The organism is Planococcus maritimus, assembly GCF_001687625.2.
GTDB lineage: Bacteria > Bacillota > Bacilli > Bacillales_A > Planococcaceae > Planococcus > Planococcus maritimus.
The window spans coordinates 933,524-956,919 of record NZ_CP016538.2 but is presented as its reverse complement, the minus strand read 5'-3'; the positions used below and the strand labels follow the sequence as shown (position 1 = coordinate 956,919).

The following is a 23,396-nucleotide window of genomic DNA, read 5'->3' as shown; positions in this document are numbered from 1 at the left end:
CTTTTTCCCTCCTCACAATCAGTCTAAAATCGTTGGCACGCGAACTTGTCCGCCTTCGTGCTCTTTTACGTTTTTCATTACTGTTTCACGTGGCAAGCCTTCGATCGACTTGTCTTCGCGCATTACGTTGACTAGCGGCAATACATGTGTTGTTGGTTCTACATTTTCCGTATCCAATTCATTCAGCAACTCCATCGCATTGGTTATCGCTTCCAATTGATCTGCAAAATGCACCGCTTCTTCATCGGTAATTGCCAAACGTGCCAAGTGGGCCACTTCGATAACTTCTTCTTTTGTGATTTTCGCCATTTTCTACACCTCCGGATTCAATAAACATACGGTCTATCATACCATTTTTCTAAAAAAATGAATAGAGACAGCCAACTGGCTGTCTCTAAAATTGCCGACCTACTCGTAAATATGGACAACCGGTTCTGTTTCTCCGGCTTTCCGTAAAATGAGTGCTTCCGCTCCGTTCGTTGATGTCACGTTTACTTCAATTTGGACATCGTCCGGAAAATGATCGAGGATCAAGCCCGTGACATATTGCGTAAAGCCAATCACTTCAGCCGACCCGTAAAATTGGATCGGAATTTCAATTTTCAGCTCCTGCAATTGGCCATTTTGATAAAAACCTTTGCCAATGACACTCGTGAAGTTTGAAAAATACACTTCAACATCTTGCTTGAAGTTGCGGAACGCTGTATCGATATCGCGGTATTGCTCGTTTGTTCCAGACGTTGGGAATACCACATAGGCTTCATCGAGATCGTTCCAATTCGCCACTTCTGTCTCGCCTTTCGGGGCAGCTCCATAAGAAAAGTAAGTCCCCGGTGTCATCGCATTGCGGCTGTTCTGTGCAAATAACGCGACAAGGATCGGCACATCTCCCATACCTTCTTTCTCTCGTATGCGCTTGACGATTTCATCAGCCATCCGCTTGCCTTCCGAGATGATTTGATCTTGTGGGATAGTTTCCTCGTAAGGAATATTGTCTGAGGAATTATAATAAACCGTATTCATTGCGAGCCCGATAGACACCCCGCCAAGACGTATCTTGTCTTCTTCTGTTTTCACTAGGTAATTCTGCTCCAGGATGTGCGCCAGCAATTCCGGTTGTGGGCGCTCGCCTTCATCCGTTTCCGCTTGGCTGCGGCCATCTTCTGGATTCAGCCCTTGCGGATTGTCTTTGCTTTCACGCTGTAGCCAAAGCGAAGCTTCTTCATCAGTGATTTTTTGGCCTTCCTGGAAATAATAATCATCCGGCGAGAATTGCTGCTGCGACAGGCGCAATAAACCGTGCTCTGCTTCTTTGATGTCGTAACGCGAATTCAGCCGGCTGACGATTTTCCCGCGGGTAGCGCTTTGCTTATAAGGCAACAGTGTCCGGTAATATTGATCGTCGAGCTGCATACTCGGAATGATGGCCGTTTCCACCTCATCTTGTTCTGTGTTGATCACTTCCGCCTCGTCATTTCCGGAAGGGACACATCCCGAAAGCAGCAATATGCTGATGGGGATCCACCAAATGTGTTTCATATACTAATCTCCTTATTCGTTCAATTCCATAAGCAGGCGTTCTTCGTTCCACACTTCCACGCCGAGATCCTGTGCCTTGTCGAGCTTGGAACCGGCTTCCTCGCCGGCAATCAGTAAATCGGTTTTCTTACTGACGCTGCCGGTCAATTTACCACCGAGCGCTTCAATCCGTGCGCCGGCTTCCTGACGGGTGAGGCTTTCCAGCTTCCCGGTCAGGACAATTTTCTTGCCGGCAAACGCATTGGCGCCTTCTTCGACGCGGACGATCGTGCCTGTATAAAATAAATTGACGCCGCGCTCACGCAAACGTTCCACAAGTGACGCAACTTCTTCCTTTTCAAAATAAGTAACAACGGCATCAGCCATTTTGTCGCCAATTTCATGAATCTCAATCAATTCTTCCAAGCTTGCCTGCATCAACTGATCCATCGAGCCGAAATGTTCCGATAAAATGCGTGCGCCCCGTTCGCCGACATGGCGTATGCCAAGGCCAAACAACAAACGTTCCATCGAATTGCTCTTAGACGCGTCTATCGCCTCAATTAGGTTGCTGGCAGATTTCTCGCCCATGCGTTCGAGTTCGAGCAACTGCTCTTTGGTCAAAGCGTAGAGATCCGAAATATCTTGGATCAGCCCTTCACGGTACAGTTGCTCGATGACTTTCTCGCCAAGTCCGTCTATATTCATTGCGTTGCGTGACACGAAATGGATCATGCCTTCGACGATTTGTGCCGGACATTTCGGGTTGACGCAGCGCAGTGCCACTTCCCCTTCAATGCGCACCAGTTCGCTTGCGCATGCCGGACATTCAGTCGGCATTTCAAACGGCTGTTCATCCCCCGACCGCATTTCGATCAGCGCTTTGACGACTTCCGGAATGATGTCGCCGGCTTTTCGAATAATGACCTTATCATTGATGCGGATGTCGCGCTCACGAATCAAGTCTTCGTTATGGAGAGATGCACGTTGCACGGTCGTTCCGGCAACAGCGACTGGCTCCAGAATCGCCGTTGGTGTGACGACGCCGGTACGGCCGATGCTCAGCTCGATATCGCGCACCGTCGTCATCACTTCTTCTGCCGGGAATTTATAAGCAGTTGCCCATTTCGGGCTTTTGGCCGTGAAGCCGAGATCTTGCTGGTGGAGAAAGCGATTGACTTTGATGACGATGCCGTCGATTTCGTAACTCAATTGATTGCGCGCATCCGTCCATTGTTCGATGTATGCCAGCACTTCTTCAACCGAGCGGCACACTTTCCGCTCGCCATTCGTTTTAAAGCCAAGTTCCGTCAAATAGCGAAGCGACTCATCATGTTCGTTCAAGCCGTAAGTTTCACCGTCGCCCCCGATGCCATAGATGAACACATCTAGATTGCGCTTGGCAGCGATTTTCGAATCCAATTGGCGCAACGAACCGGCCGCAGCGTTCCGCGGATTGGCGAATAATTCCTCGCCCCGCTCTTCGCGATCCGTGTTCAGTGCATGGAACGATTTTTTCGGCATGAACACTTCGCCGCGTACTTCGATCGACACGGGTTCTTTCAGTTTAAGCGGAATCGAACGCACTGTGCGTAAATTGACCGTGATGTCTTCCCCGACGCGGCCATCCCCGCGCGTCAAACCACGCACGAATTTGCCGTCTTCGTAATGAAGTGACACCGCCAAACCGTCAATTTTCAATTCGCATACATATTCCACAGAGTCTCCGGCGCCTCCGCGCACGCGTTTATCGAAATCACGCAAATCTTCTTCATTGAAGACGTTCGACAAACTGAGCATCGGCCGCTCATGGCGGACTTTCTCGAAATTCGATAAAGGCGTCCCGCCAACCCGCTGTGTGGGCGAATCCGGGAATATCAAATCAGGGTATAGGGTTTCTAGTTCAATCAATTCGTTAAGTAATTGATCGTACACAGCATCTGGCACACTCGGTTTGTCGAGCACATAATAAGCATGCCCATAGTCGCGGAGCAATTCATTCAATTCGGTTACACGTTCTTCAGCTTTAATGCGGTCCATTCAAGTTCCTCCAGATCATTCTTTTTCGATCGGCGCAAATTTTGCGAGTAAACGCTTGATGCCTGTTGGGCTTGGGAAAGCGATATCGAGCTCTGTTTGCTCGCCTTCGCCTTTGACGTTGACGACCGTGCCCACGCCCCATTTTTTATGCTTCGCGCGGTCCCCTGTTTTCCAGCCCAAGCGGTCGCCGCCAGATTGCTGGTAAGAGGGTTTCATGACCGCTTTTCGTTTTGGCGCTTGCTTGTAACTTGTCGCAGCGCCAGCACGGTGATTGGCAAACGTTTGTTCAATGAGGTCTTCTGAAATTTCGGAAATGAAACGCGATGGCATATTGAAATTGCTTTTGCCGAAAATTGTCCGTGACGAAGCGTGCGTGAAATACAGCCGTTTCTCGGCGCGCGTAATCCCAACATAGGCGAGTCTCCGCTCTTCTTCTAGTTCTTCCTCATCGTTGTTCGAGCGTGAATGCGGAAAGACGTTTTCTTCAAGTCCTGCGATAAACACGACCGGGAACTCGAGACCTTTCGCTGCGTGCATCGTCATAAGGATGATTGGGCCGTCGCCTTGTTCTTCTTCCTCGTCGAGTGAATCGATGTCTGCAATCAAAGCCAAATCGGTCAAAAACGCTACCAGTGACTTGTCATCGCTTTGTTTTTCAAAAGCTTGCGTCACTGTTAGGAATTCATCCAAGTTTTCGAGGCGGCTTTCGCCTTCGATGGTCTTGTCGTTTTGGAGCATTTGGCGGTAGCCGGATTTCTTCAGCACTTCTTCCACCAATTCCGTTACCGATAAAAATTCCTGCATTTCGGTGAATCCAGCAATCATCGCCCGGAATTCCAGCGCGGTCTGTGCGGTTTTTGCCGTCAGCCCCATGAAATCCGCTTCTTGCAAGGAATCCATAATCGTACGGTCCTGCTCGATCGCAAAGCGCGCCATTTTCTCAAATGACGTTGCACCGATGCCTCGCTTTGGTTCGTTAATGACGCGAGCAAGCGACAAATCGTCTTCATTATTAGCAATCAAACGCAAATAAGCGAGCAGGTCCTTGATTTCTTTGCGGTCATAGAACTTCGTGCCGCCGACAATCGTGTAGCTCATATTCGATTTGACGAACATTTCCTCTAAAATCCGCGATTGGGCATTGGTCCGGTAGAGAATGGCAACATCAGAAGTTTTGTATCCTTCTTCTTGCATGAGGTTTTGAATGGTCTGGACAATGTACTGGGCTTCTTGTCGCTCATCGCCTGCTTTATGAAGCGTAATCGCCGGTCCTTCATCATTATCGGTACGCAACTCTTTCGGATAGCGGCTCGTGTTTTTCTGGATAACGTCATTTGCCGCCTGTAAAATGCGCTTAGTCGAACGGTAATTTTGTTCGAGCATAATCACTTTGGCATCCGGATAATCCTTTTCGAACGACAGGATATTGGTAATATCCGCCCCACGCCAGCGGTAGATCGACTGATCGGAATCGCCGACGACACAAATATTTTTAAATTTCTTCGCCAGTAGCTGCACCAGTTGGTATTGGGCATTGTTTGTATCCTGATACTCGTCCACATGGATGTAATGGAATTTATCCTGATAATAATCCAACACGTCTGGTACCGTTTCAAAGAGTCTCAAGGTCATCATAATCAAATCGTCAAAATCGAGCGATTGGTTTTTTTGGAGCCGTTTTTGGTAGCCAGTGAATACTTCTGCCACCGTTTTTTCGTACGGATTGAATTGATTGGCGTTCGCCGCAAAGGTTTCTGCATCAATGCATTCGTTTTTTGACGACGAAATAGCGTTCAGCATCGTCCGCGGCTCGTATTTTTTTGGGTCCAGGTTTTGCTGTTTCAAGACATTCTTGATGACCGTCAATTGATCGGTCGTATCCAAAATCGAGAAGCTTTTCGAAAAGCCTAAGCGGTCAATGTTACGGCGCAAAATCCGCACACACATCGAGTGGAATGTTGACACCCACATACGGTCGCCCGTTCCGTGGCCTAATAGCCCATCGATTCGGTTACGCATTTCACGTGCGGCTTTATTGGTGAAAGTGATCGCGAGGATATTGGACGGATAGACTTGCTTTTCCAGTACCAGGTACGCGATGCGGTGTGTCAATACGCGTGTTTTCCCGGATCCCGCACCGGCCATGATCAATAGCGGGCCTTCTGTTGTTTTGACTGCTTCTTCTTGCTCGGGGTTCATGCCCCGCAGCAAGTTTTTCGTGATTATTTCCATTGTGCACCACCTCGAACATTTGTTCCTACTATTATAACGATTGCTCAGCCGTTTCCGCAACTGCCTTGACGGTCGCAATCGCTTGGTTTAGATTTTCATAAATAATATTGCCGACTACGATCGTGTCGCTGATGGCGGCCATTTCCTTGGCGCGCTCCGCTGAATCAATGCCGCCACCATAAAATAGCCGAGTCTCGGATAGCACCGACGCGGTTTTTTTCACTAATTCCGGATCGCCATACACACCGCTGTATTCCAGGTAAAAGATCGGCAACTTAAAGAAATGCTCCGCCATGCGTGCATATCCGAGCACATCTTCTTCACTCAAAGATGCATCCGCCCCGGTCAAGTGTGCCGCTTTACAGTCCGGATTCAAAATGCAATAGCCTTCCGGAACGATCTCCGTCCAGTCCATGATCTCGCCGTACTCCCGGATCGCTTCATGATGAAGCCCTTTGATCCATTTGGGGTCGCTGCTGTTGAGCACCGTCGGAATGAAATAATAGTCAAAGCCCGGCGTCACTGATTCGACCGTCGACACTTCAAGTGCAACTGGCACCGAATAGTGCATCACACGGGCCATCAACTCCAGGACATTGTCGAGTGTGACATCATCGCTTCCGCCAATCAAGATGGCATCAGTCCCGGATTTGCAAATTCGTTCCAAATGTCCATCTGACATTTCTTTTGCAGGGTCTAATTTAAAGACATGCCGCCATGTTTGAAAGTCCACAGGTATTCTCCTAACTGTACTTTGTTTTTCATCTTTCCATTATAACAAAAGATCGCCCAACACTCTGTCCCCATCCATCCACAAATGAAAATTCAACTCACGAAAAAACTGACCAGCATCATTCGCTGGTCAGTCTTTTGGAAGTTCATTCTGCTTTTCTTCCGGATACAATACATCAAGCATTTCCTCGTATGCATCGTTGCCATAATTCAAGCAGCGGCGTACACGCGAAATCGTCGCTGTGCTCGCGCCCGTTTCGTTCTTGATTTTTTCATAAGTCTTTTTCAAGCGCAACATATGCGCCACTTCAAATCGCTGTGATAACGATTGGATCTCGCTGATCGTGCACAAATCATCAAAAAATCGATAGGCTTGTTCTTTGTTTTCCAATGCCAGCACCGCTTCGATCAATTGATCGGTCTGCGGCCCTCTAATCTTATCAACTTGCATGCACATTCAACGTCCTTTCATTGCTCTTCGATTGATCCCGCTTCTACGGGCTATATTGTACCGCCTGGTCTATTCCCGGCAACTCCGGAATTATATGGACCCAGGTTTTTCCTTGCTTCAATTCAACTGGCCCGTCATTTCCGACTGGCACGAGCATGCCATCTTCTGCACGCCAATTGATTGTCTGTACGCGTCCTTCACGGAACAACAACGCCTGTCCGCCGGAAACGAGATCAATTTCCTGACGCCCTTTCGCATCGATCGTTTCGTGTGCCATTTCCATGACCAAGATATTGGCGACTTCGATCCGTTGCGAAGTATCCTTATCGACCGTGTCGACTCCGCCCGTTGACCGGCCGTAAAGCTGCGTCTCTGCATCATACGTATAGTCACTCGCAAAAAGCGGGTCGCCACCGTAGGTTACTTCAATAGAAGCAGCTTGTTCTCCTAGTTTATCATTACTGCCCGCCGCAGAGAAAGTATAAGGTGCTTTTATGCGGTAATTGGGTGAAGCGTCGGTCATCTGCATCGCAAGTCCGACGTTGTCGTAGCTAATATAGGAGTTGTGTGGCGCGACACGGTCCACCGAACGCTTGAACAAGGTCCCGTCGTATTGCATGCCGTTGACGTGGTCAATCACTCCCGACTCCAGCAATTGCTGGGCTTCCGGGCTGTAACCGTGAGCAATGAAAAATGCGTCATAGCCTTGAGCCAATTCGACAAAATAATTACGCGCACTGCGCACCGGCCCAATAGCTACGGGAAACTGACTTTGATACAACGCCAAAAACCGCGTGATGTTGTACTCTGCAATGATTTCAAAAACCATATCAGCTTCGACTAACCCAGTTTGAGGACGCGCCTCTGGATGATTATTGATGACTGCCATCACTGGCCTGCTGCTATATGGCCCGTTTCCTTGCATACCTGTAAACGGGGCTGTGGTGAGCACTTGCTCCGGCATGTCAGGTGTTTTCTGTGCATCTGGAACTTGTGGATTTGCCGGTTCTTCCGCGTTATCCCTTCCTATCAGCCACAAACCCAAGACAGCTGCGACTAACAGCACAGCAAGCAAGACCAGCCACTTTTTCATTACTGGCCTCTCATGAACGCTGGGAATAGAATGGTTTTATTCATGACGTCATAAATGCCTTTTTGGGTGATGCGCACATAAGGCAAATGCGTCGCCATCAAGAACAATAAGGTGTAGACAGCGTCGCCATGTTCATAGCCGCGTTGTTTCAAAGCTTTCTTCAGCTCAGTTTCCTGCTCCATTAACGATTCCATCGGCAAATCAGACATGATGCCGCCAATAGGCAGCGGCAATTCGCAGACGGTCTCGCCATCTTCGACTAAGACAATTCCGCCTCTTAGACGCTTCACGGCTTCAAATGCTTTCCACATGTCTTTTTGACTTTTGCCAATCAGTACAATATCGCCTGTGTTGGTATAAGAAGAAGCAAACCCATCGACTTCTGTCGCGAATCCTTTGATCAAGGTATTTACCCGCCATTTGCCATTTTTATCGATAAGCATGAGGAAGCTTTCGCCATGTTCTTTCGATAAGCGCTCAACGTTCGTATCGACGCTTACGGAATAGGGTTTGGTGATGACATCATTGACCATCTCCACACCAAACGGCATCGAAAACTGGAAATCGTCATCGGTCAATTCAAAGTCAAGATCCAATTCCGGCAGTACCGACCAATCCACTTCATCGAGTGAGCGCACTTTCTCGCCATCGCGCTTGAGCCAGACCCCTTTGGAAATGACGCCGCTCGGCACTGGGTTGTCGATCGCATCGAGAATATTCAAATCCGCATAGCGCCCCGTTGCGATCAAACCGTGCAAGCTCGTCAGATTGTAATAACGCGCTACATTATAAGAAGCCATCATGTAGGCATCAATTGCTGGAACACCTGCGTCGAGCGCGATTTGGATGCACATATCTATGACGCCATCTTTATGAAAGACGGGCGTTGAGCCATCTGTTGTCATCATTAATTTATCGAACACATTCAATTCCCGCTCAACAATTCCCGCTAATAATTCTGGCAAATCCGGACGGATCGAGGAATGGCGCAGCGTCACGCCGTAGCCATGCAATAAGCGCGTCTCCACTTCATCAACAGTCATCGCTTCATGGTCTCCGTCAGCACCGAGCAATTTCATGCGTGCCAAGGTTTTCTCGGAAGCTCCGGGGAAATGCCCCTCAATTTTCTTCAAACTGATTTTTGCTTTTTGGATCCAATAAAGCATTTGATCGTCGCCAGCCAATAACTTCGGCCAGCCTGTTAATTCTCCGCCTAAGATGACATCTGGACGCTCTAGCCATTCGCCAACTGCTTTCGAGGTGAATTTTTGGTCTTCCCCGACGAGTTCCGTCTGCGAATCGAAGCGTGTCCACCAGTAAAACGTGAACGGGAGTTCCGCCATACGGTCAAGTAATGTAAACGCTTTCTCATTTTCTAACGCTAAAAATAACGGCAAGTTGTCTGAGATGAACCCGGTTGTTCCGCCTTGCGCAGCATAATCGGCAAATTGCTGGGGATTGTAGAGTTGATACGGGTGGACGTGGGGCTCGATATAGCCAGGAACGATCCATTTGCCGCTGACGTCCACTACTTCTGTCGAATCATCAATTTTTGGCATGTCTTGTCCTGCGTAAACGATACGGTCTCCATCGATCCATATATTTCCATTCACCCATTTTTTAAATATCCCGTGCAGATAAGTCGCGTTCGTCAGCACAAGATCCGGGGACAATTCTTTCGATACAATTTTCAATTGTTTCCGTATTTCTGTATTTTTCCATAAAGGGTTTACCATCCGAAGGCACCTGCTCTCTTTTCAATATCCATATATCGTATCCTAGCATAATTATGCATTATTTTACAGAGAATGACCTGAAAACAAGCCTCCTTTTTGCAGCACCGGACATAAAAAATCCACGTCTCAGACGTGGATTTAGGTTTACTTATTGACCGGATCGCTGAATGGTTTCAGGATATCCTTCTGGTCTTGTTCTTTTCTCGTTAAGACGTCTGAAACCGGATCATACGACTCGCCGTAGAAATGTTCGTCTTTATACGTATGAATGTCTTCATACATTTTCTTCATCGCTTCAAAAATCTCTTCTTCGGTTTCATTGTTCGGCGCCCAGTAAAGAATCTCCATTGAGTTTTCTTCGCCAGTCGCGAGTGAACGGCGGCAATAGCCGATTGATGCGGCATGTTCAAAACCTTCGCGTGCATAGAAGCGCAGGCGTTTCTCGGAATCCGTGTCTTCGTAATCGACCGGTTCAACTTCCAAGATGATCGGTTTGTTCTTGTCCTTAAGCATTTGCAAAGTTTTCTTGCCAATACCCATGCCACGTGACTCTTTCGATACAAATAAATAGTCCACGAACGAGAAGCTTGGGAATTCCGCATACATTAGGACATGATAAGGACCCTCATCTTTGTAGTAGACACTGCCTTTTTCCTTCAGCAAAGTGTCCATATGCTCTTTCGATTTCATTTCCTCCACTGGGAAATATTGATTCAATTTTTCATACCAGTTCATCATTTTTGCTCCTTCCGAGTTTGAATGCCCTGCTGGTTTTGTTGGTTCCGGGGTAGTGATGGGTGAAAATTGGAGTTTAGTAAAAGAGGTAAAAGTGGGCTGTTGAAAATCCTCTGCAGCGCGGTGCTGCATAAATAAATGACACAGTTTCGCCATGAAATTGTGCCATTTTATTATAACAATTATTTAGTTAGATTGCACGCCAGCCGATATCTGTGCGGTAAAAGAAACCGCCCCACTCCAATTGTTTAAGTGCGTGGTAGACTGTTTGCTGAGCATCTGCTAAGGTTTCTCCGCTGCCGGCAACGAGCAGGACTCGGCCACCATTTGCTGTAAACCGACCATCAGCGCCTTTCGTGCCAGCATGTGTCACGGTTACCCCGTCTAGTTTATCCAACTCCGGCAAAACGGCTCCTTTCGCGGCAGTGCCCGGATAACCTTCCGCCGCGATGACCACACCGAGTACCGGCCGGTCATCCCATTCAAGATCCATGCTTATCCCGTCCAGGATGCTTGCAATGAATGCGCCAAGGTCAGTCTTTAGGCGCGGCAAGACCACTTGCGTTTCCGGATCGCCGAAGCGCGCATTGAACTCGATTACTTTCGGTCCTTGAGCAGTCAAGATGATGCCTGCATATAAAATGCCATTGAACGGCGTGCCTTCTTGAGCCATCGCATCTACCGTCGGACGAACGATTTTCGCAAAAGTCTCCTCGATGACCGCTTCCGAAATCTGCGGCACTGGCGAATATGCGCCCATACCGCCTGTGTTTGGACCCTTATCGCCATCAAACGCACGTTTATGGTCTTGTGAAATGGCCATCGGGTAGATCTTGCCGTCTTGGACAAAGGACATAAAGGAAAATTCCTCACCATCCAAAAAGTCTTCGATGACGACAGTCGATCCCGAGTCGCCAAATTTCTGGCCATCCAGCATATCCTTCACTGCATCGATTGCTTCCTGTTCACTTTGTGCGACGACCACACCTTTGCCGGCTGCAAGTCCATCTGCTTTAATGACAATCGGCGCGCCTTGCTGCTTGATATAAGTTATAGCTTCTTCCGTGTTTGTAAAACTTTCATAAGCTGCAGTCGGGATCTTGTATTGCTTCATCAATTCCTTGGCAAATGCTTTGCTGCCTTCGATGCGTGCAGCGGCTTTGTCGGGACCAAAAACTTTCAAGCCGCGTGCTTGGAAGAAATCAACGATACCTTCTGACAGCGGTTGTTCCGGCCCAACGAATGTAAAGGCAATTTCATTGTCCTCAGCAAACCTTGCCAAAGCTTCAAAATCCGTCTCATGGATATCCACAAGCTGTGCATCCTGTTTCATGCCGTCATTGCCTGGCGCGACGTAAACTTTCGCGACCGACGGTGAGATGGCAAATTGATGCGCGAGTGCGTGTTCACGTCCGCCCTTCCCGATAACCAATACGTTCATCATCGTGCACCTCCGATTAATGTTTGAAATGACGGATGCCTGTGAAGACCATTGCGATGCCGTGCGCATTCGCTGCATCGATCGATTCCTGATCTTTTTTCGATCCACCTGGCTGAATGATCGCTTTGATGCCGGCCTTCGCCGCTGTTTCGACCGTATCAGACATCGGGAAGAATGCATCCGAGGCCATCGCTGCGCCACTTGCTTTCTCGCCTGCTTGCTCGAGTGCAATGGCAGCTGCACCCACACGGTTCATTTGCCCAGCCCCGACGCCTAAAGTCATCGACTCGTCACAGACGACAATGGCATTGGATTTCACATGCTTGACGACACTCCAACCAAGTTTCAAAGCTTCAAGTTCTTGTTCTGTCGGCTGCCTCTCCGTCACGACGCGAATCTCAGCATCTTCATAGCCGAACGTATCCGGCTCTTGAACAAGCAAGCCGCCTTCAACTGTGACGGTATTCCACTTATCGCGGCGTTTGGTTTCAAACGGTACCGTCAATACTCGGATGTTTTTCTTTTTGCCGAGTTCTGCCAGTGCTTCTTCTGTGAACGATGGCGCAATGACGATCTCAAGGAAAATCTGCGACAATTGCTGTGCGGTCTCAAGATCGACTTCGCGGTTCAAGGCGACGATGCCCCCAAAGATCGATGTCGAGTCCGCTTCATACGCTTTTTGGAACGATTCGGAAAGCGTATTGCCGGTACCGACGCCGCAAGGATTCATATGCTTGACTGCGACACTCGCCGGCATCGTAAATTCCTTAATGATTTGAAGCGCCGCATTGGCATCTTGGATATTATTATAGGAAAGTTCTTTGCCATGCAATTGCGTGGCATGTGCGATCGAGAAATCCGAACCGAGCGCACTCTTATAGAACGCTGCTTTTTGGTGCGGGTTTTCCCCGTAGCGAAGCGCTTGGGACAATTCATATGTAAGGGTCAATTGCTCTGGATACTGCTCATCTGTCAGGTCCGTCAAATAATTGGAAATGTATGCATCGTATGCCGCTGTATGGCGGAATACTTTCGCAGCGAGTTTCCGGCGCAGCTCCGGACTTGTTGTTTGTTGTTCGCGCAGTTCTGCTAGCACTGCTTCGTAATCGCCTGAATCGACGATGACCGTCACATATGCGTGGTTTTTCGCTGCAGAACGCAGCATCGTTGGGCCGCCGATATCAATGTTTTCGATGGCATCGTCTACTGACACATCCGGTTTTGAAATGGTTTCACGGAATGGGTATAAATTCACACAGACAAACTCGATCGGCGCGATGCCGTTGTCATCCATTTGCTGCTGATGCTCGCTATCGTCGTGTTTCGCGAGCAGTCCGCCGTGAATCAACGGATGCAAGGTTTTTACGCGCCCCCCGAGGATTTCAGGGAAACCGGTCACTTCATCCACTGCAGTTGTCGGCACGCCATTGTCTTCTAAATGTTTGCGTGTGCCGCCCGTCGACAGAATTTCAACATCCATCTTCACTAATTCACGGGCAAATTCCAAAATACCGGATTTGTCCGATACGCTCATCAATGCTCTTCTTTTCATGCATAGACCTCCTAGACCGACTGCTGCCGGCTGAATAATTGTTGCAAACTCTCAGGATATAATTGATGTTCGATGTCATGGATTTTGCGTTCTACGGTTTCACGGTTCTGTCCATTCACTGGAAACGAGCGCTGTGCAATGATTGCTCCTGTATCCATGCCTTCATCGACAAAATGGACGGTGACTCCAGCTTCTTCCGCCCCGGCTTCTAGCGTCTGCCCGATGGCGTCTTTACCCGGGAACGCCGGCAGCACCGATGGGTGGATATTGACGATGCGGTTTTCGTAAGCAGTAAGCAAAACCGGGCCAACCAAACGCATAAATCCAGCCAGCGCGAGCCACTCGACTCCCGCTTCCTCCAATTTTCCCACTAGCATCTCTTCATATGCCTGTTTGGATGCATAATCACGCGGTGTAAACGAAAATGCGGGAACTCCCGCCTGCTTTGCCCGTTCCAGGACAAACGCTGACGGCTTATCCGCCACGACAAATGCAATGTCCGCATCGAGCCGCCCGTCTTGTGTCGCGTCGTAAAGCGCTTGAAAATTAGAGCCGTTTCCAGAAGCGAAAACGGCCAATTTTGTTCTATTCTTCATGTAAAGTCCCGTCCTGACTGCCTTGGAACTGGACACCTTCTACATCTGTCACGCGGCCGATGACATAGGCTTTGTCGCCGCTTGCTTCAGCTGCTTGAATCGCTTGTTGGGCTTCAGCTTCAGAAACTGCCACGGCAAAGCCAATGCCCATATTGAAGACCGAATACAAATCGCGGTCTGCTAATTCTCCTTGCTCTTTTAACAAGTCAAACACCGGAAGTACGGGCCAAGAGCCTAGCTCGATTTCTACACCCAGCCCTTTAGGCATCATGCGCGGCAAGTTTTCGATAAATCCACCGCCTGTGATATGCGCCATGCCGTGAACATCTGCCTGTTTGCGGATCGACTGAACGGTCTTGGCATAAATTTTCGTCGGCTCCAGCAACAAGGATTCGAGCGTGCCAAGTTGTTCAAAGCCTGCCACTGTCTTATCCAATGAACCTTCCTCCGCACCGAATAAAATATGGCGCACGAGCGAATAACCGTTCGAGTGGATGCCACTTGAAGCAAGCCCGACCAACACGTCACCTGCTTGAATGCGCTCGCCTGTCACGATATCCGCTTTTTCTGCAGCACCGACCGCAAAGCCGGCAATATCGTATTCATCGGCGTCATATAGCCCAGGCATTTCAGCGGTTTCGCCGCCAATCAATGCGGCGCCTGCATCCACGCAGCCATCCGCAACACCTTTGACGATTTGTTCAATTTTTTCGGGAACCGCTTTGCCGCAAGCAATATAATCGAGGAAAAACAAAGGTTCCGCACCTTGTGCGACGATATCGTTGACGCACATCGCCACACAATCGATGCCGATCGTATCGTGCTTATCCGCCATAAAAGCCAGTTTTAGCTTCGTGCCGACACCGTCTGTTCCGGAGACGAGAACCGGTTGTTTCAAATTCAGCTCGGACAAATCGAACATGCCGCCGAATCCGCCGAATGCACCGAGCATTCCGGTGCGTGCGGTACGTTCAACATGAGATTTCATCCGCTTGACGGCCTCATAGCCTGCTTCGATATTGACGCCTGCTTTTTCATACGCTTTAGACACTTCGGTTCCCCCTATTTCACTTTTTCTTTTTCGTGCGGTAACACGGTATCTGGATAGATATTCGTTGGGTATTCGCCAGTGAAACATGCCAGGCAATGGCCGCATTTCGAACCTGGATCCGTGCGGCCGATGTTTTGTACCATCCCGTCAACCGACAAAAATGTCAGCGAATCCGCTCCGATGATTTCGCGCATCTCTTCCACTGTATTGTTCGCAGCGATCAATTCACCCGATGTGCTAATATCAATGCCATAAAAACAAGGATTCTTGATCGGCGGCGAACTAATCACGACATGAACTTCCGTCGCTCCCGCTTCTTTCAGCAAGGCGACGATACGCCGTGAAGTCGTTCCACGAACAATCGAGTCATCAACCATGACAACGCGCTTGCCTTTGACCACTTGGCGGACCGGAGACAATTTCATCTTAACGCCGCGTTCTCGCATTTCCTGTGAAGGCTGGATGAACGTCCGGCCGACATAGCGATTTTTGATGAGCCCAAGTTCATACGGGATGCCACTTTGTTCGGAAAAGCCAATTGCGGCAGAGATACTCGAATCAGGAACACCTGTAACGACGTCCGCATCGATATGAACTTCTTTCGCCAATTGCTTGCCGAGCCGTTTTCTTGCAGAGTGGATATTGATGCCATCAATATCCGAGTCCGGACGGGAAAAATAGACGTACTCCATCGTGCAAATTGAACGCTCTTCTGGATAAGCAAAACGTTCCTTGCGCATGCCGTCATCATTCACAATGAGGAATTCCCCAGGTTCTACCGAATGGACAAGTTCCGCACCGACAATATCGAATGCGCAAGTTTCAGAAGCAACTACCCACGCATCCCCCATTTTCCCGACAGACAAAGGGCGTAATCCGTTCGGGTCGAGTGCCACAAACATGGCTTCTTCTGTCAGAACTAAACACGCAAATGCCCCTTTTAACAAAGACAAGGCATTTTTCGCTTTTTCTTCGAAACTTTCGTAACCGCTGCGCTTGATCAAATGAGCAAGCACTTCTGTATCGGAGGTCGTTTGGAAAATGCTGCCTTGGCGCTCAAGATGGCCCTTCAATTGCGTCGCGTTGACCAAATTGCCGTTATGCGAAATCGCCAAGCTGCCAGTTGTCGAGTTGAACAGCAAAGGCTGGACATTCTCGATGCCGCTGCCGCCTGCTGTTGCATATCGGACATGACCAATTGCTGCAGTGCCAGTAATCTGCTCCAATTTCTCGGGAGTGAACACTTCACTGACCATGCCTTCGCCTTTTAAAGCGCGTAAAGCTTCTCCATCAGTCGAAACGATTCCTGCGCCTTCTTGGCCGCGGTGTTGCAAAGCATGAAGCCCATAATACGTAAGTTGCGCTGCGTTGGTGTGGCCCCAAATGCCAAAAATCCCGCATTCTTCGTTTAAGCCTCTGATTTCAGCAAGCATGGTATAGCCCCTTTCCAGGCGGAGCGGAGCGTTTCGACCGATTCATCGATCCATACGGCTCCGTCTTCCCCTTTGACGATCATGTGATCACCCGTGACTTCACCGATTTTCCGTGCATCTTTCACCGTTTCCTCGAACGCTTGAGTATGTTCAGGCGACACCGTCAGCAAAAAGCGTGACTGTGTTTCGCTGAATAGTGCAGTCGTTTTTGAACCCGTCAATGTGACTTCAACCCCAAGCCCGTTGCCGAATGTTTTTTCGGCCAGCGCTACTGCAATGCCGCCTTCTGCTGTATCGTGAGCAGATTGGACCAAACCTTGCTGAATCGCTGATAGGATTTGTGATTGGCGCTGTTCTTCCACTTCCAAATCGATCGATGGTGCTTTACCGAAAATACGGCCTTCCACCATCTTCTGCAATTCACTGCCGCCGAATTCCGTCATGGTGCCGCCAACGAGGTAAACGAAATCGCCTTGTTTTTTGGCATCCTGTGTCGTGACGTGCTTTAAATCTTCCACGAGGCCTACAAGCCCAATGGTCGGTGTCGGGTAAATAGCCGTACCGCTCGTTTCATTATATAAAGAGACGTTTCCGCCGATGACCGGTGCATTCAATTGCAAGCAAGCTGCAGACATGCCGTCCGCCGCTTTTTCGAGCTGCCAGAAAATCTCTGGCTTTTCCGGGTTGCCAAAGTTCAGGCAATCTGTGATCGCAAGCGGGCGTCCGCCTGAGACGACGACATTGCGTGCAGCTTCTGCAACGGCAATCTTGCCTCCGGTTTCCGGATCCAAGTAAATATAGCGTGAGTTGCAATCCGTTGTCATTGCCAAGCCTTTATTCGTTCCGCGTACACGGATGACCGCTGCGTCAGAGCCCGGAGAAACGACTGTGCTCGTGCGCACTTGGTGGTCGTATTGATTGTAAACCCATTCTTTTGAAGCGATGGTCGGTTGCTGCAAGAGCGACATCAAAGTTGACTGATGGTCTTCGACTTTCGGCTCTTCGTTCGGCAATTCCTGGAATTCTTTATAATATTGCGGCACGCTCGATTTCTGATGATAGACCGGTGCATCTTCTGCTAATGCATCGACCGGCACTTCCGCGACGATTTCGCCTTTATGCTTCAAGCGCAAAGTTGAATCGTCCGTTACGCGCCCGACTGTTACAGCGTCCAAGCCATACTTTTCAAACAGCTCGACAATTTCCGGCTCGCGTCCTTGTTTAACCACGATCAGCATGCGTTCCTGGGATTCTGACAGCATCATTTCATATGCCGTCATGCCTGTTTCGCGCTGCGGGACGTGATCGAGGTCCATCTCAATGCCAGATCCGGCTTTAGATGCCATTTCGGCTGAAGATGAAGTCAGTCCAGCTGCCCCCATGTCCTGAATGCCGATTAGCGCATCCGATTTCACGAGTTCAAGACATGCTTCTAAGAGCAATTTCTCCATGAAAGGGTCGCCAACTTGGACTGCTGGGCGTTTCTCGTCAGATGCGTCCGTCAATTCTTCTGAAGCAAATGTTGCGCCGTGAATGCCATCACGGCCAGTTTTCGCGCCAACGTACATAACCGGATTGCCAGTGCCTTTAGCGACGCCTTTTTGGATGTCTTTATGATCGATCAAACCGACACACATCGCATTGACAAGCGGATTGCCATCATACGATGCATCGAATTGCACTTCGCCGCCGACTGTTGGGATGCCGATGCAATTGCCGTAGCCAGCGATACCAGCAACCACTTCTTCAAACAGATACTTGACGCGCGGTGTCTCTAGTTCCCCAAAGCGCAACGAGTTCAATAGAGCAACCGGTCGTGCGCCCATGGAGAACACATCACGAATAATGCCGCCAACGCCTGTCGCTGCGCCTTGATAAGGTTCAATCGCGGACGGGTGGTTATGCGATTCCATTTTGAATACCGCAGCCTGGCCGTCGCCAATGTCGACGATGCCCGCGCCTTCTCCGGGCCCCTGCAATACATGGTCGCCTTTAGTCGGGAATCTTGACAACACCGGCTTGGAATTTTTATAGGAACAATGTTCAGACCACATGACAGAAAACAAACCGGTCTCCGTATAATTTGGCGTTCTGCCGAGTATATCTTCAACCATTTTGAATTCAGCGTCCGACAAACCCATCTGCTGGTAGATTTTCTGTTCTTTAATCTGCTGCGTATTCGGCTCAAGCGTGACTGACATGCGATTCCCTCCACTGTTTAACGATTGATCTGAATAATGGCAAACCGTCCGTTCCGCCGATCAAGTCGGAAACGGCGCGTTCTGGGTGGGGCATCATGCCGAGCACGTTGCCACGCTCGTTAATGATCCCTGCAATGTTATTGCGGCTGCCGTTAAAATCTTCTGCGTAAGTGAAAACGATTTGGTTATTGTCTTGCAAATGCTGGTATGTCGCATCGTCGCAGTAATAATTGCCTTCCCCATGAGCGACTGGAATGCGAATTTCTTCGCCTTCTTTATATTCGTTCGTGAACAAAGTATGGGCATTCTCCACTTTCAAGCTGACGGTGCCGCAAGTAAATTTCAAGTTCTTATTGCGCATCAGCATACCAGGAAGAAGTCCTGCTTCCGTTAAGATTTGGAAGCCATTACAGATGCCTAGAACCGGTTTGCCGTCTTCTGCTGCTTTGCGCACTTCTTCCATGACTCCTGAAAAACGCGCAATAGCACCGGCACGTAAATAATCGCCGTAGGAAAAACCACCCGGAAGCAAAATTCCATCATAGCCGCTTAAGTCTTTCGTATCGTGCCAGACATATTCCGCTTCTTCTCCAAGCTCATCTTTGATGGCATGGTACATATCCAAGTCACAATTCGACCCTGGGAAAACAATCACTGCGAACTTCATTGCGAGACAACCTCCTCGATTTCGTACCTGTAATCTTCAATCACCGTATTCGCCAGCATCCGGTTGCAGAGTTCGTCGACCAACGCATCGACATCGCGTTCGCTATCTCCAATGACCAGCTCCAAATATTTACCAATCCGAACGTCCTGGACCTCGTTATAGCCCATTTTATGGAGCGATCCCATCACAGCGGAACCTTGTGGATCAAGTACACTTTCACGCAATGTCACATACACTTTTACTTTTTTCATCAATTTTGTCCTCCCAGTCGAGATAAAATGAGTTCATAAGCATCGGTCAAGTTGCCGAGATTCCGGCGAAATACGTCTTTATCGAGTTTTTGTTTTGTTTCTTTGTCCCATAATCTGCATGTGTCGGGTGAAATTTCGTCCGCCAAGAGGATGTCCCCATGTTCATCACGGCCGAACTCAATCTTGAAATCGACCAGGTCGACACCGATTTCTTGGAAAAAGCCAATCAATACCTCATTGATCTTTCGTGCTTTGTCTTTTAGGGAAGCGACTTCCTGTTCCGTCGCAAGCGCAAGCATGCTGACATGATCGTCCGTAATCAGCGGATCGCCAAGCGCATCATCTTTCAAGTAAAATTCCACGACCGGTACGTCGATCGTCTTGCCTTCATCGAGCCCAAGACGCTTCGCCATGCTGCCGGCGACGATATTGCGCACGACCACTTCAATCGGAATAATACTTACTTCCCGAACCAGTTGCTCACTATCAGATAATTGTTTCACAAAATGAGAGGCGATACCGTTTGCTTTTAATTTCTCAAACAGTAAAGAGGTAATTTGATTGTTCAAGCGTCCTTTGCCTGAGATCTCTTCTTTCTTCTCTCCGTTAAACGCAGTGGCAGAATCTTTATACTCCACCCATAGAACGCCTTGCTCGTCTGTTTGATACAGACGCTTCGCTTTTCCTTCGTACAATAGCTGAGCTTTTTCCATGATCGAGGCCCCCGTTTAATTTAATCCAAGACGGTTGAAAATCATATCGACTTGCTGCAAGTGGTGGTTGTAATCAAAGCAATCATCCAGCTCTTCTTTCGTTAGCTGTGATGTGATCGTGTCATTCGCTTCGACGACTTTACGGAAAGACGTCTGCGTTTCCCATGCTTCCATCGCGCAAGGCTGTACCGTGTCGTATGCCGCTTCGCGAGCCATGCCTTTATCGATCAATGTCAAAAGTACACGCTGTGAGTAGATCAATCCTAAAGTCGAATCCATATTGCGCTTCATGTTTTCCGGGAACACCGTCAAGTTTTTGACGATATTGCCAAAGCGGTTGAGCATATAGTTCAAGGCAATCGTCGCATCTGGCAAGATGACGCGCTCTGCAGAGGAATGCGAGATATCGCGTTCGTGCCATAGCGATACGTTCTCATAAGCAGTCATCATATAGCCGCGAATAAGACGCGCGAGGCCAGTCATATTTTCAGAACCGATTGGATTACGTTTATGAGGCATTGCGGAAGATCCTTTTTGCCCTTTGGCGAAAAACTCTTCCACTTCGCGTGTTTCGGACTTTTGCAAGCCGCGGATTTCCGTCGCGAATTTTTCGACCGATGACGCGATTAATGCGAGTGTGCTCATATATTGCGCATGACGGTCACGCTGCAAAGTTTGTGTGGAAATCCGCGATGCAGCAATGCCTAAGTTCTTGCATACATATTCTTCAACGAAAGGATCGATATTTGCATACGTTCCAACCGCACCGGACATTTTACCAGTTTCAATCGATTTTGCTGCCGCTTCAAAACGCTCCAGGTTACGCTTCATTTCTTCGTGCCAAAGTGCCAATTTCAATCCAAATGTTGTCGGCTCTGCGTGGACACCGTGTGTGCGGCCCATCATCACTGTCATTTTATGCTCTTTTGCTTTCACCGCTAAAATATCGATAAAGTTCGTTAAATCTTTGCGCAGGAGTTCGTTCGCCTGCTTCAATAGATAGGAAAGTGCCGTATCGACAACATCCGTCGAGGTCAATCCGTAATGAACCCATTTGCGCTCTTCCCCAAGTGTCTCAGAAACGGCACGTGTAAAAGCCACTACGTCGTGACGGGTTTCTTCTTCAATTTCTAAGATGCGGTCTACAGAAAAACCAGCGTTCTCACGGATTTTCGCTACATCTTCTTTCGGAATGTCACCAATTTCCGCCCACGCCTCACAAGCGAGAATTTCAACTTCAAGCCAAGCCTGGTATTTGTTTTCTTCTGTCCAAATGGCACCCATTTCCGGGCGTGTATAACGTGCGATCATATTCAATATCCTCCAATTATTCCGGCCAAATGCCAGATGCGTCGATTTCTTGTAATGTCTGATTTACGTCTTCTGTCAAAATGGTCACATGCCCCATCTTGCGTTTATGCTTCGCTTCGTCTTTTCCGTATAGATGAATTGACCAGTCCGGGTAATGCGCGATTTTCGTCGTCAGCTGCGCTACATGTTCACCTAATACATTCACCATCACAGCAGGGCTCCACAGCTTCGGTTCACGTAATGGCCAGCCGCAAATAGCGCGGATGTGCTGATGAAACTGCGAGATATTCGTTGCTTCTATTGAATAATGTCCCGAATTATGAGGGCGAGGCGCCAATTCATTCACCAGAATTTCCCCATTCGGCAGTACAAACATTTCGACAGCCAAAGTCCCGATCATTTGCAGATGTTCGGCTATCGCCTCTGCTGCCACTTTCGCCTTCGTTAACGTTTCTTCGCTAACACGTGCCGGAACTACCGTTTGATGCAATATATGGTTTTTATGGATATTTTCTCCTATTGGCAATATAGCTGTTTCACCTAGTGTATTGCGCTGGATCACAACAGATATTTCCATCGTAAAATCTATAAACGCTTCCGCTACACAATCTCCGGTTTGAAATAAGGCTTCAGCTGCTGCCAATTGTTTTTCATTCTCCACCATTTGCTGGCCTTTCCCGTCATAACCACCTCTAGCCGTTTTAACGACAAAGGGATACTCCAAATGAGCGATCTGCTTTTGCAATTCATCGAAAGAAGAAGCTTCTATATAATTCGCTACGGGAACTCCAGCCTCACGGATAGCCTGCTTTTCAAGAATCCGGTTTTGCGTGATCCCAATCAGCTCAGCCCCTTGTGGCACATAGGCGATTTCAGATAAGTGGCGAAGCCCGTCTACATCAATGTTTTCAAACTCATACGTAATGACGTCACTCACTTCCGCTAGTTCTTCCAAAGCTTGTGCATCATTAAAAGGGGCAACGATTTGAACATCTGCTACTTGCCCCGTCGGCGAATCCATACCTGGATCCAAGACAGCAATTTTAAAGCCGGCTTCCTTAGCAGCTAACGCCATCATGCGGCCTAACTGCCCTCCACCGATAATCCCGATAGTTTGACCCGGTAAGATTGTTCTAGTCACACCAAATCACCTGAACTTTCCAAAACGGCTTCCGCAGTTCGTTTTCGTCTTTCTTCTAGTGCTTGGGCCGCATCAGTATCCACCGTTCCAAGAATTTGGGCAGCCAGTAGTCCCGCGTTAATTGCGCCGGCTTTCCCAATTGCTACCGTTGCGACCGGCACTCCGCCAGGCATTTGAACTATCGATAACAAGGAATCCAAGCCATTCAATGCTTTCGATTGCACAGGAACCCCAATGACCGGCAGGGTAGTCTTTGCTGCAACCATCCCCGGTAGATGAGCAGCTCCTCCAGCGCCTGCAATAATAACATGCAAGCCCTTGGCACGCGCTTCCTCAGCATAGCTGAACATCAAGTCAGGTGTTCGATGAGCTGATATCACTTTTTTCTCATAACCGATTTTCAATTCATCTAGCACATCGCAAGCATGTTTCATCGTTTCCCAATCACTCGAGCTTCCCATAATAATGCCAATTCGCGGATTCATTCAATAACCTCTCTTTC

General features: G+C 48.7%; 21 protein-coding genes. All 21 read right to left on the bottom strand.

Annotated features, from left to right (window positions below; translation table 11 throughout):
* Positions 1-18: 18 nt before the first annotated feature.
* The gene (gatC, locus tag BBI11_RS04715; protein ID WP_068461111.1) at positions 19-309 is read right to left on the bottom strand and encodes an Asp-tRNA(Asn)/Glu-tRNA(Gln) amidotransferase subunit GatC; all 291 of its coding nucleotides are present in this window, start codon (positions 307-309) and stop codon (positions 19-21) included.
* A gap of 99 nt (positions 310-408) precedes the next feature.
* Entirely contained in the window at positions 409-1,539 is a 1,131-nt protein-coding gene (locus BBI11_RS04710) for a CamS family sex pheromone protein (protein ID WP_068461110.1), read from the bottom strand.
* A 12-nt stretch (positions 1,540-1,551) separates the two neighbouring features.
* A complete protein-coding gene (gene ligA / locus BBI11_RS04705; protein ID WP_068461109.1) occupies positions 1,552-3,558 on the bottom strand; it encodes an NAD-dependent DNA ligase LigA in 2,007 nt (668 codons plus the stop codon).
* 15 nt (positions 3,559-3,573) lie between these two features.
* Complete coding sequence (pcrA, locus tag BBI11_RS04700) at positions 3,574-5,790, bottom strand: DNA helicase PcrA (protein ID WP_068461108.1); 2,217 nt, start codon at positions 5,788-5,790, stop codon at positions 3,574-3,576.
* 31 nt (positions 5,791-5,821) lie between these two features.
* Positions 5,822-6,523, bottom strand: coding sequence for a heptaprenylglyceryl phosphate synthase (pcrB, locus tag BBI11_RS04695; protein ID WP_068461106.1), 702 nt, complete (start codon positions 6,521-6,523; stop codon positions 5,822-5,824).
* Positions 6,524-6,652: 129 nt separating this feature from the next.
* A complete protein-coding gene (locus BBI11_RS04690; RefSeq protein ID WP_068461104.1) occupies positions 6,653-6,973 on the bottom strand; it encodes a YerC/YecD family TrpR-related protein in 321 nt (106 codons plus the stop codon).
* Positions 6,974-7,016: 43 nt separating this feature from the next.
* On the bottom strand, positions 7,017-8,066 hold the full coding sequence (locus tag BBI11_RS04685; RefSeq protein WP_068461102.1) for a DUF3048 domain-containing protein: 1,050 nt from the start codon (positions 8,064-8,066) through the stop codon (positions 7,017-7,019).
* A complete protein-coding gene (locus tag BBI11_RS04680; RefSeq protein WP_068461097.1) occupies positions 8,066-9,802 on the bottom strand; it encodes an adenine deaminase C-terminal domain-containing protein in 1,737 nt (578 codons plus the stop codon). The genes BBI11_RS04685 and BBI11_RS04680 overlap by 1 nt, the downstream gene beginning before the upstream one ends.
* Before the next feature lie 144 nt (positions 9,803-9,946).
* Positions 9,947-10,537, bottom strand: a complete 591-nt coding sequence (locus BBI11_RS04675; RefSeq protein ID WP_068461095.1) for a GNAT family N-acetyltransferase — start codon at positions 10,535-10,537, stop codon at positions 9,947-9,949.
* Positions 10,538-10,727: 190 nt separating this feature from the next.
* Positions 10,728-11,978: a phosphoribosylamine--glycine ligase gene (gene purD, locus BBI11_RS04670; RefSeq protein WP_068465609.1), complete on the bottom strand. Its 1,251-nt coding sequence runs from the start codon at positions 11,976-11,978 to the stop codon at positions 10,728-10,730.
* Between the two features lie 16 nt (positions 11,979-11,994).
* Positions 11,995-13,530, bottom strand: a complete 1,536-nt coding sequence (gene purH, locus BBI11_RS04665; RefSeq protein ID WP_068461094.1) for a bifunctional phosphoribosylaminoimidazolecarboxamide formyltransferase/IMP cyclohydrolase — start codon at positions 13,528-13,530, stop codon at positions 11,995-11,997.
* An 11-nt stretch (positions 13,531-13,541) separates the two neighbouring features.
* Positions 13,542-14,126 carry a phosphoribosylglycinamide formyltransferase gene (purN, locus tag BBI11_RS04660; protein ID WP_068461093.1) on the bottom strand — a complete coding sequence of 195 codons (585 nt, stop codon included), beginning with the start codon at positions 14,124-14,126 and terminating at the stop codon, positions 13,542-13,544.
* The gene (purM, locus tag BBI11_RS04655; RefSeq protein WP_068461092.1) at positions 14,116-15,177 is read right to left on the bottom strand and encodes a phosphoribosylformylglycinamidine cyclo-ligase; all 1,062 of its coding nucleotides are present in this window, start codon (positions 15,175-15,177) and stop codon (positions 14,116-14,118) included. Before purM ends, purN begins: the two co-directional genes overlap by 11 nt.
* A gap of 11 nt (positions 15,178-15,188) precedes the next feature.
* Positions 15,189-16,610, bottom strand: a complete 1,422-nt coding sequence (gene purF / locus BBI11_RS04650) for an amidophosphoribosyltransferase (protein ID WP_068461091.1) — start codon at positions 16,608-16,610, stop codon at positions 15,189-15,191.
* Entirely contained in the window at positions 16,586-18,811 is a 2,226-nt protein-coding gene (gene purL, locus BBI11_RS04645) for a phosphoribosylformylglycinamidine synthase subunit PurL (RefSeq protein ID WP_068461088.1), read from the bottom strand. The genes purF and purL overlap by 25 nt, the downstream gene beginning before the upstream one ends.
* Positions 18,795-19,478, bottom strand: coding sequence for a phosphoribosylformylglycinamidine synthase subunit PurQ (gene purQ, locus BBI11_RS04640; protein WP_068461086.1), 684 nt, complete (start codon positions 19,476-19,478; stop codon positions 18,795-18,797). The genes purL and purQ overlap by 17 nt, the downstream gene beginning before the upstream one ends.
* Positions 19,475-19,729 carry a phosphoribosylformylglycinamidine synthase subunit PurS gene (gene purS / locus BBI11_RS04635; RefSeq protein WP_068461084.1) on the bottom strand — a complete coding sequence of 85 codons (255 nt, stop codon included), beginning with the start codon at positions 19,727-19,729 and terminating at the stop codon, positions 19,475-19,477. Before purS ends, purQ begins: the two co-directional genes overlap by 4 nt.
* Entirely contained in the window at positions 19,729-20,442 is a 714-nt protein-coding gene (gene purC, locus BBI11_RS04630; RefSeq protein WP_068461083.1) for a phosphoribosylaminoimidazolesuccinocarboxamide synthase, read from the bottom strand. Before purC ends, purS begins: the two co-directional genes overlap by 1 nt.
* 15 nt (positions 20,443-20,457) lie before the next feature.
* On the bottom strand, positions 20,458-21,753 hold the full coding sequence (gene purB, locus BBI11_RS04625; RefSeq protein WP_068461080.1) for an adenylosuccinate lyase: 1,296 nt from the start codon (positions 21,751-21,753) through the stop codon (positions 20,458-20,460).
* Between the two features lie 16 nt (positions 21,754-21,769).
* Positions 21,770-22,894 (bottom strand): 5-(carboxyamino)imidazole ribonucleotide synthase, encoded by a 1,125-nt coding sequence (gene purK / locus BBI11_RS04620; protein WP_068461078.1) that lies wholly within the window; start codon positions 22,892-22,894, stop codon positions 21,770-21,772.
* A complete protein-coding gene (purE, locus tag BBI11_RS04615) occupies positions 22,891-23,379 on the bottom strand; it encodes a 5-(carboxyamino)imidazole ribonucleotide mutase (RefSeq protein ID WP_068461076.1) in 489 nt (162 codons plus the stop codon). Before purE ends, purK begins: the two co-directional genes overlap by 4 nt.
* Positions 23,380-23,396 lie beyond the last annotated feature (17 nt).

What these genes read in the sequence shown, in the direction of transcription:
- gatC (WP_068461111.1), bottom strand. Translation starts at nt 309, where the DNA reads ATGGCGAAAATCACAAAAGAAGAAGTTATCGAAGTGGCCCACTTGGCA.
- BBI11_RS04710 (WP_068461110.1), bottom strand. Translation starts at nt 1,539, where the DNA reads ATGAAACACATTTGGTGGATCCCCATCAGCATATTGCTGCTTTCGGGA.
- ligA (WP_068461109.1), bottom strand. Translation starts at nt 3,558, where the DNA reads ATGGACCGCATTAAAGCTGAAGAACGTGTAACCGAATTGAATGAATTG.
- pcrA (WP_068461108.1), bottom strand. Translation starts at nt 5,790, where the DNA reads ATGGAAATAATCACGAAAAACTTGCTGCGGGGCATGAACCCCGAGCAA.
- BBI11_RS04690 (WP_068461104.1), bottom strand. Translation starts at nt 6,973, where the DNA reads ATGCAAGTTGATAAGATTAGAGGGCCGCAGACCGATCAATTGATCGAA.
- BBI11_RS04685 (WP_068461102.1), bottom strand. Translation starts at nt 8,066, where the DNA reads ATGAAAAAGTGGCTGGTCTTGCTTGCTGTGCTGTTAGTCGCAGCTGTC.
- BBI11_RS04680 (WP_068461097.1), bottom strand. Translation starts at nt 9,802, where the DNA reads ATGGTAAACCCTTTATGGAAAAATACAGAAATACGGAAACAATTGAAA.
- BBI11_RS04675 (WP_068461095.1), bottom strand. Translation starts at nt 10,537, where the DNA reads ATGAACTGGTATGAAAAATTGAATCAATATTTCCCAGTGGAGGAAATG.
- purD (WP_068465609.1), bottom strand. Translation starts at nt 11,978, where the DNA reads ATGAACGTATTGGTTATCGGGAAGGGCGGACGTGAACACGCACTCGCG.
- purH (WP_068461094.1), bottom strand. Translation starts at nt 13,530, where the DNA reads ATGAAAAGAAGAGCATTGATGAGCGTATCGGACAAATCCGGTATTTTG.
- purN (WP_068461093.1), bottom strand. Translation starts at nt 14,126, where the DNA reads ATGAAGAATAGAACAAAATTGGCCGTTTTCGCTTCTGGAAACGGCTCT.
- purF (WP_068461091.1), bottom strand. Translation starts at nt 16,610, where the DNA reads ATGCTTGCTGAAATCAGAGGCTTAAACGAAGAATGCGGGATTTTTGGC.
- purL (WP_068461088.1), bottom strand. Translation starts at nt 18,811, where the DNA reads ATGTCAGTCACGCTTGAGCCGAATACGCAGCAGATTAAAGAACAGAAA.
- purQ (WP_068461086.1), bottom strand. Translation starts at nt 19,478, where the DNA reads ATGAAGTTCGCAGTGATTGTTTTCCCAGGGTCGAATTGTGACTTGGAT.
- purS (WP_068461084.1), bottom strand. Translation starts at nt 19,729, where the DNA reads ATGAAAAAAGTAAAAGTGTATGTGACATTGCGTGAAAGTGTACTTGAT.
- purC (WP_068461083.1), bottom strand. Translation starts at nt 20,442, where the DNA reads ATGGAAAAAGCTCAGCTATTGTACGAAGGAAAAGCGAAGCGTCTGTAT.
- purB (WP_068461080.1), bottom strand. Translation starts at nt 21,753, where the DNA reads ATGATCGCACGTTATACACGCCCGGAAATGGGTGCCATTTGGACAGAA.
- purE (WP_068461076.1), bottom strand. Translation starts at nt 23,379, where the DNA reads ATGAATCCGCGAATTGGCATTATTATGGGAAGCTCGAGTGATTGGGAA.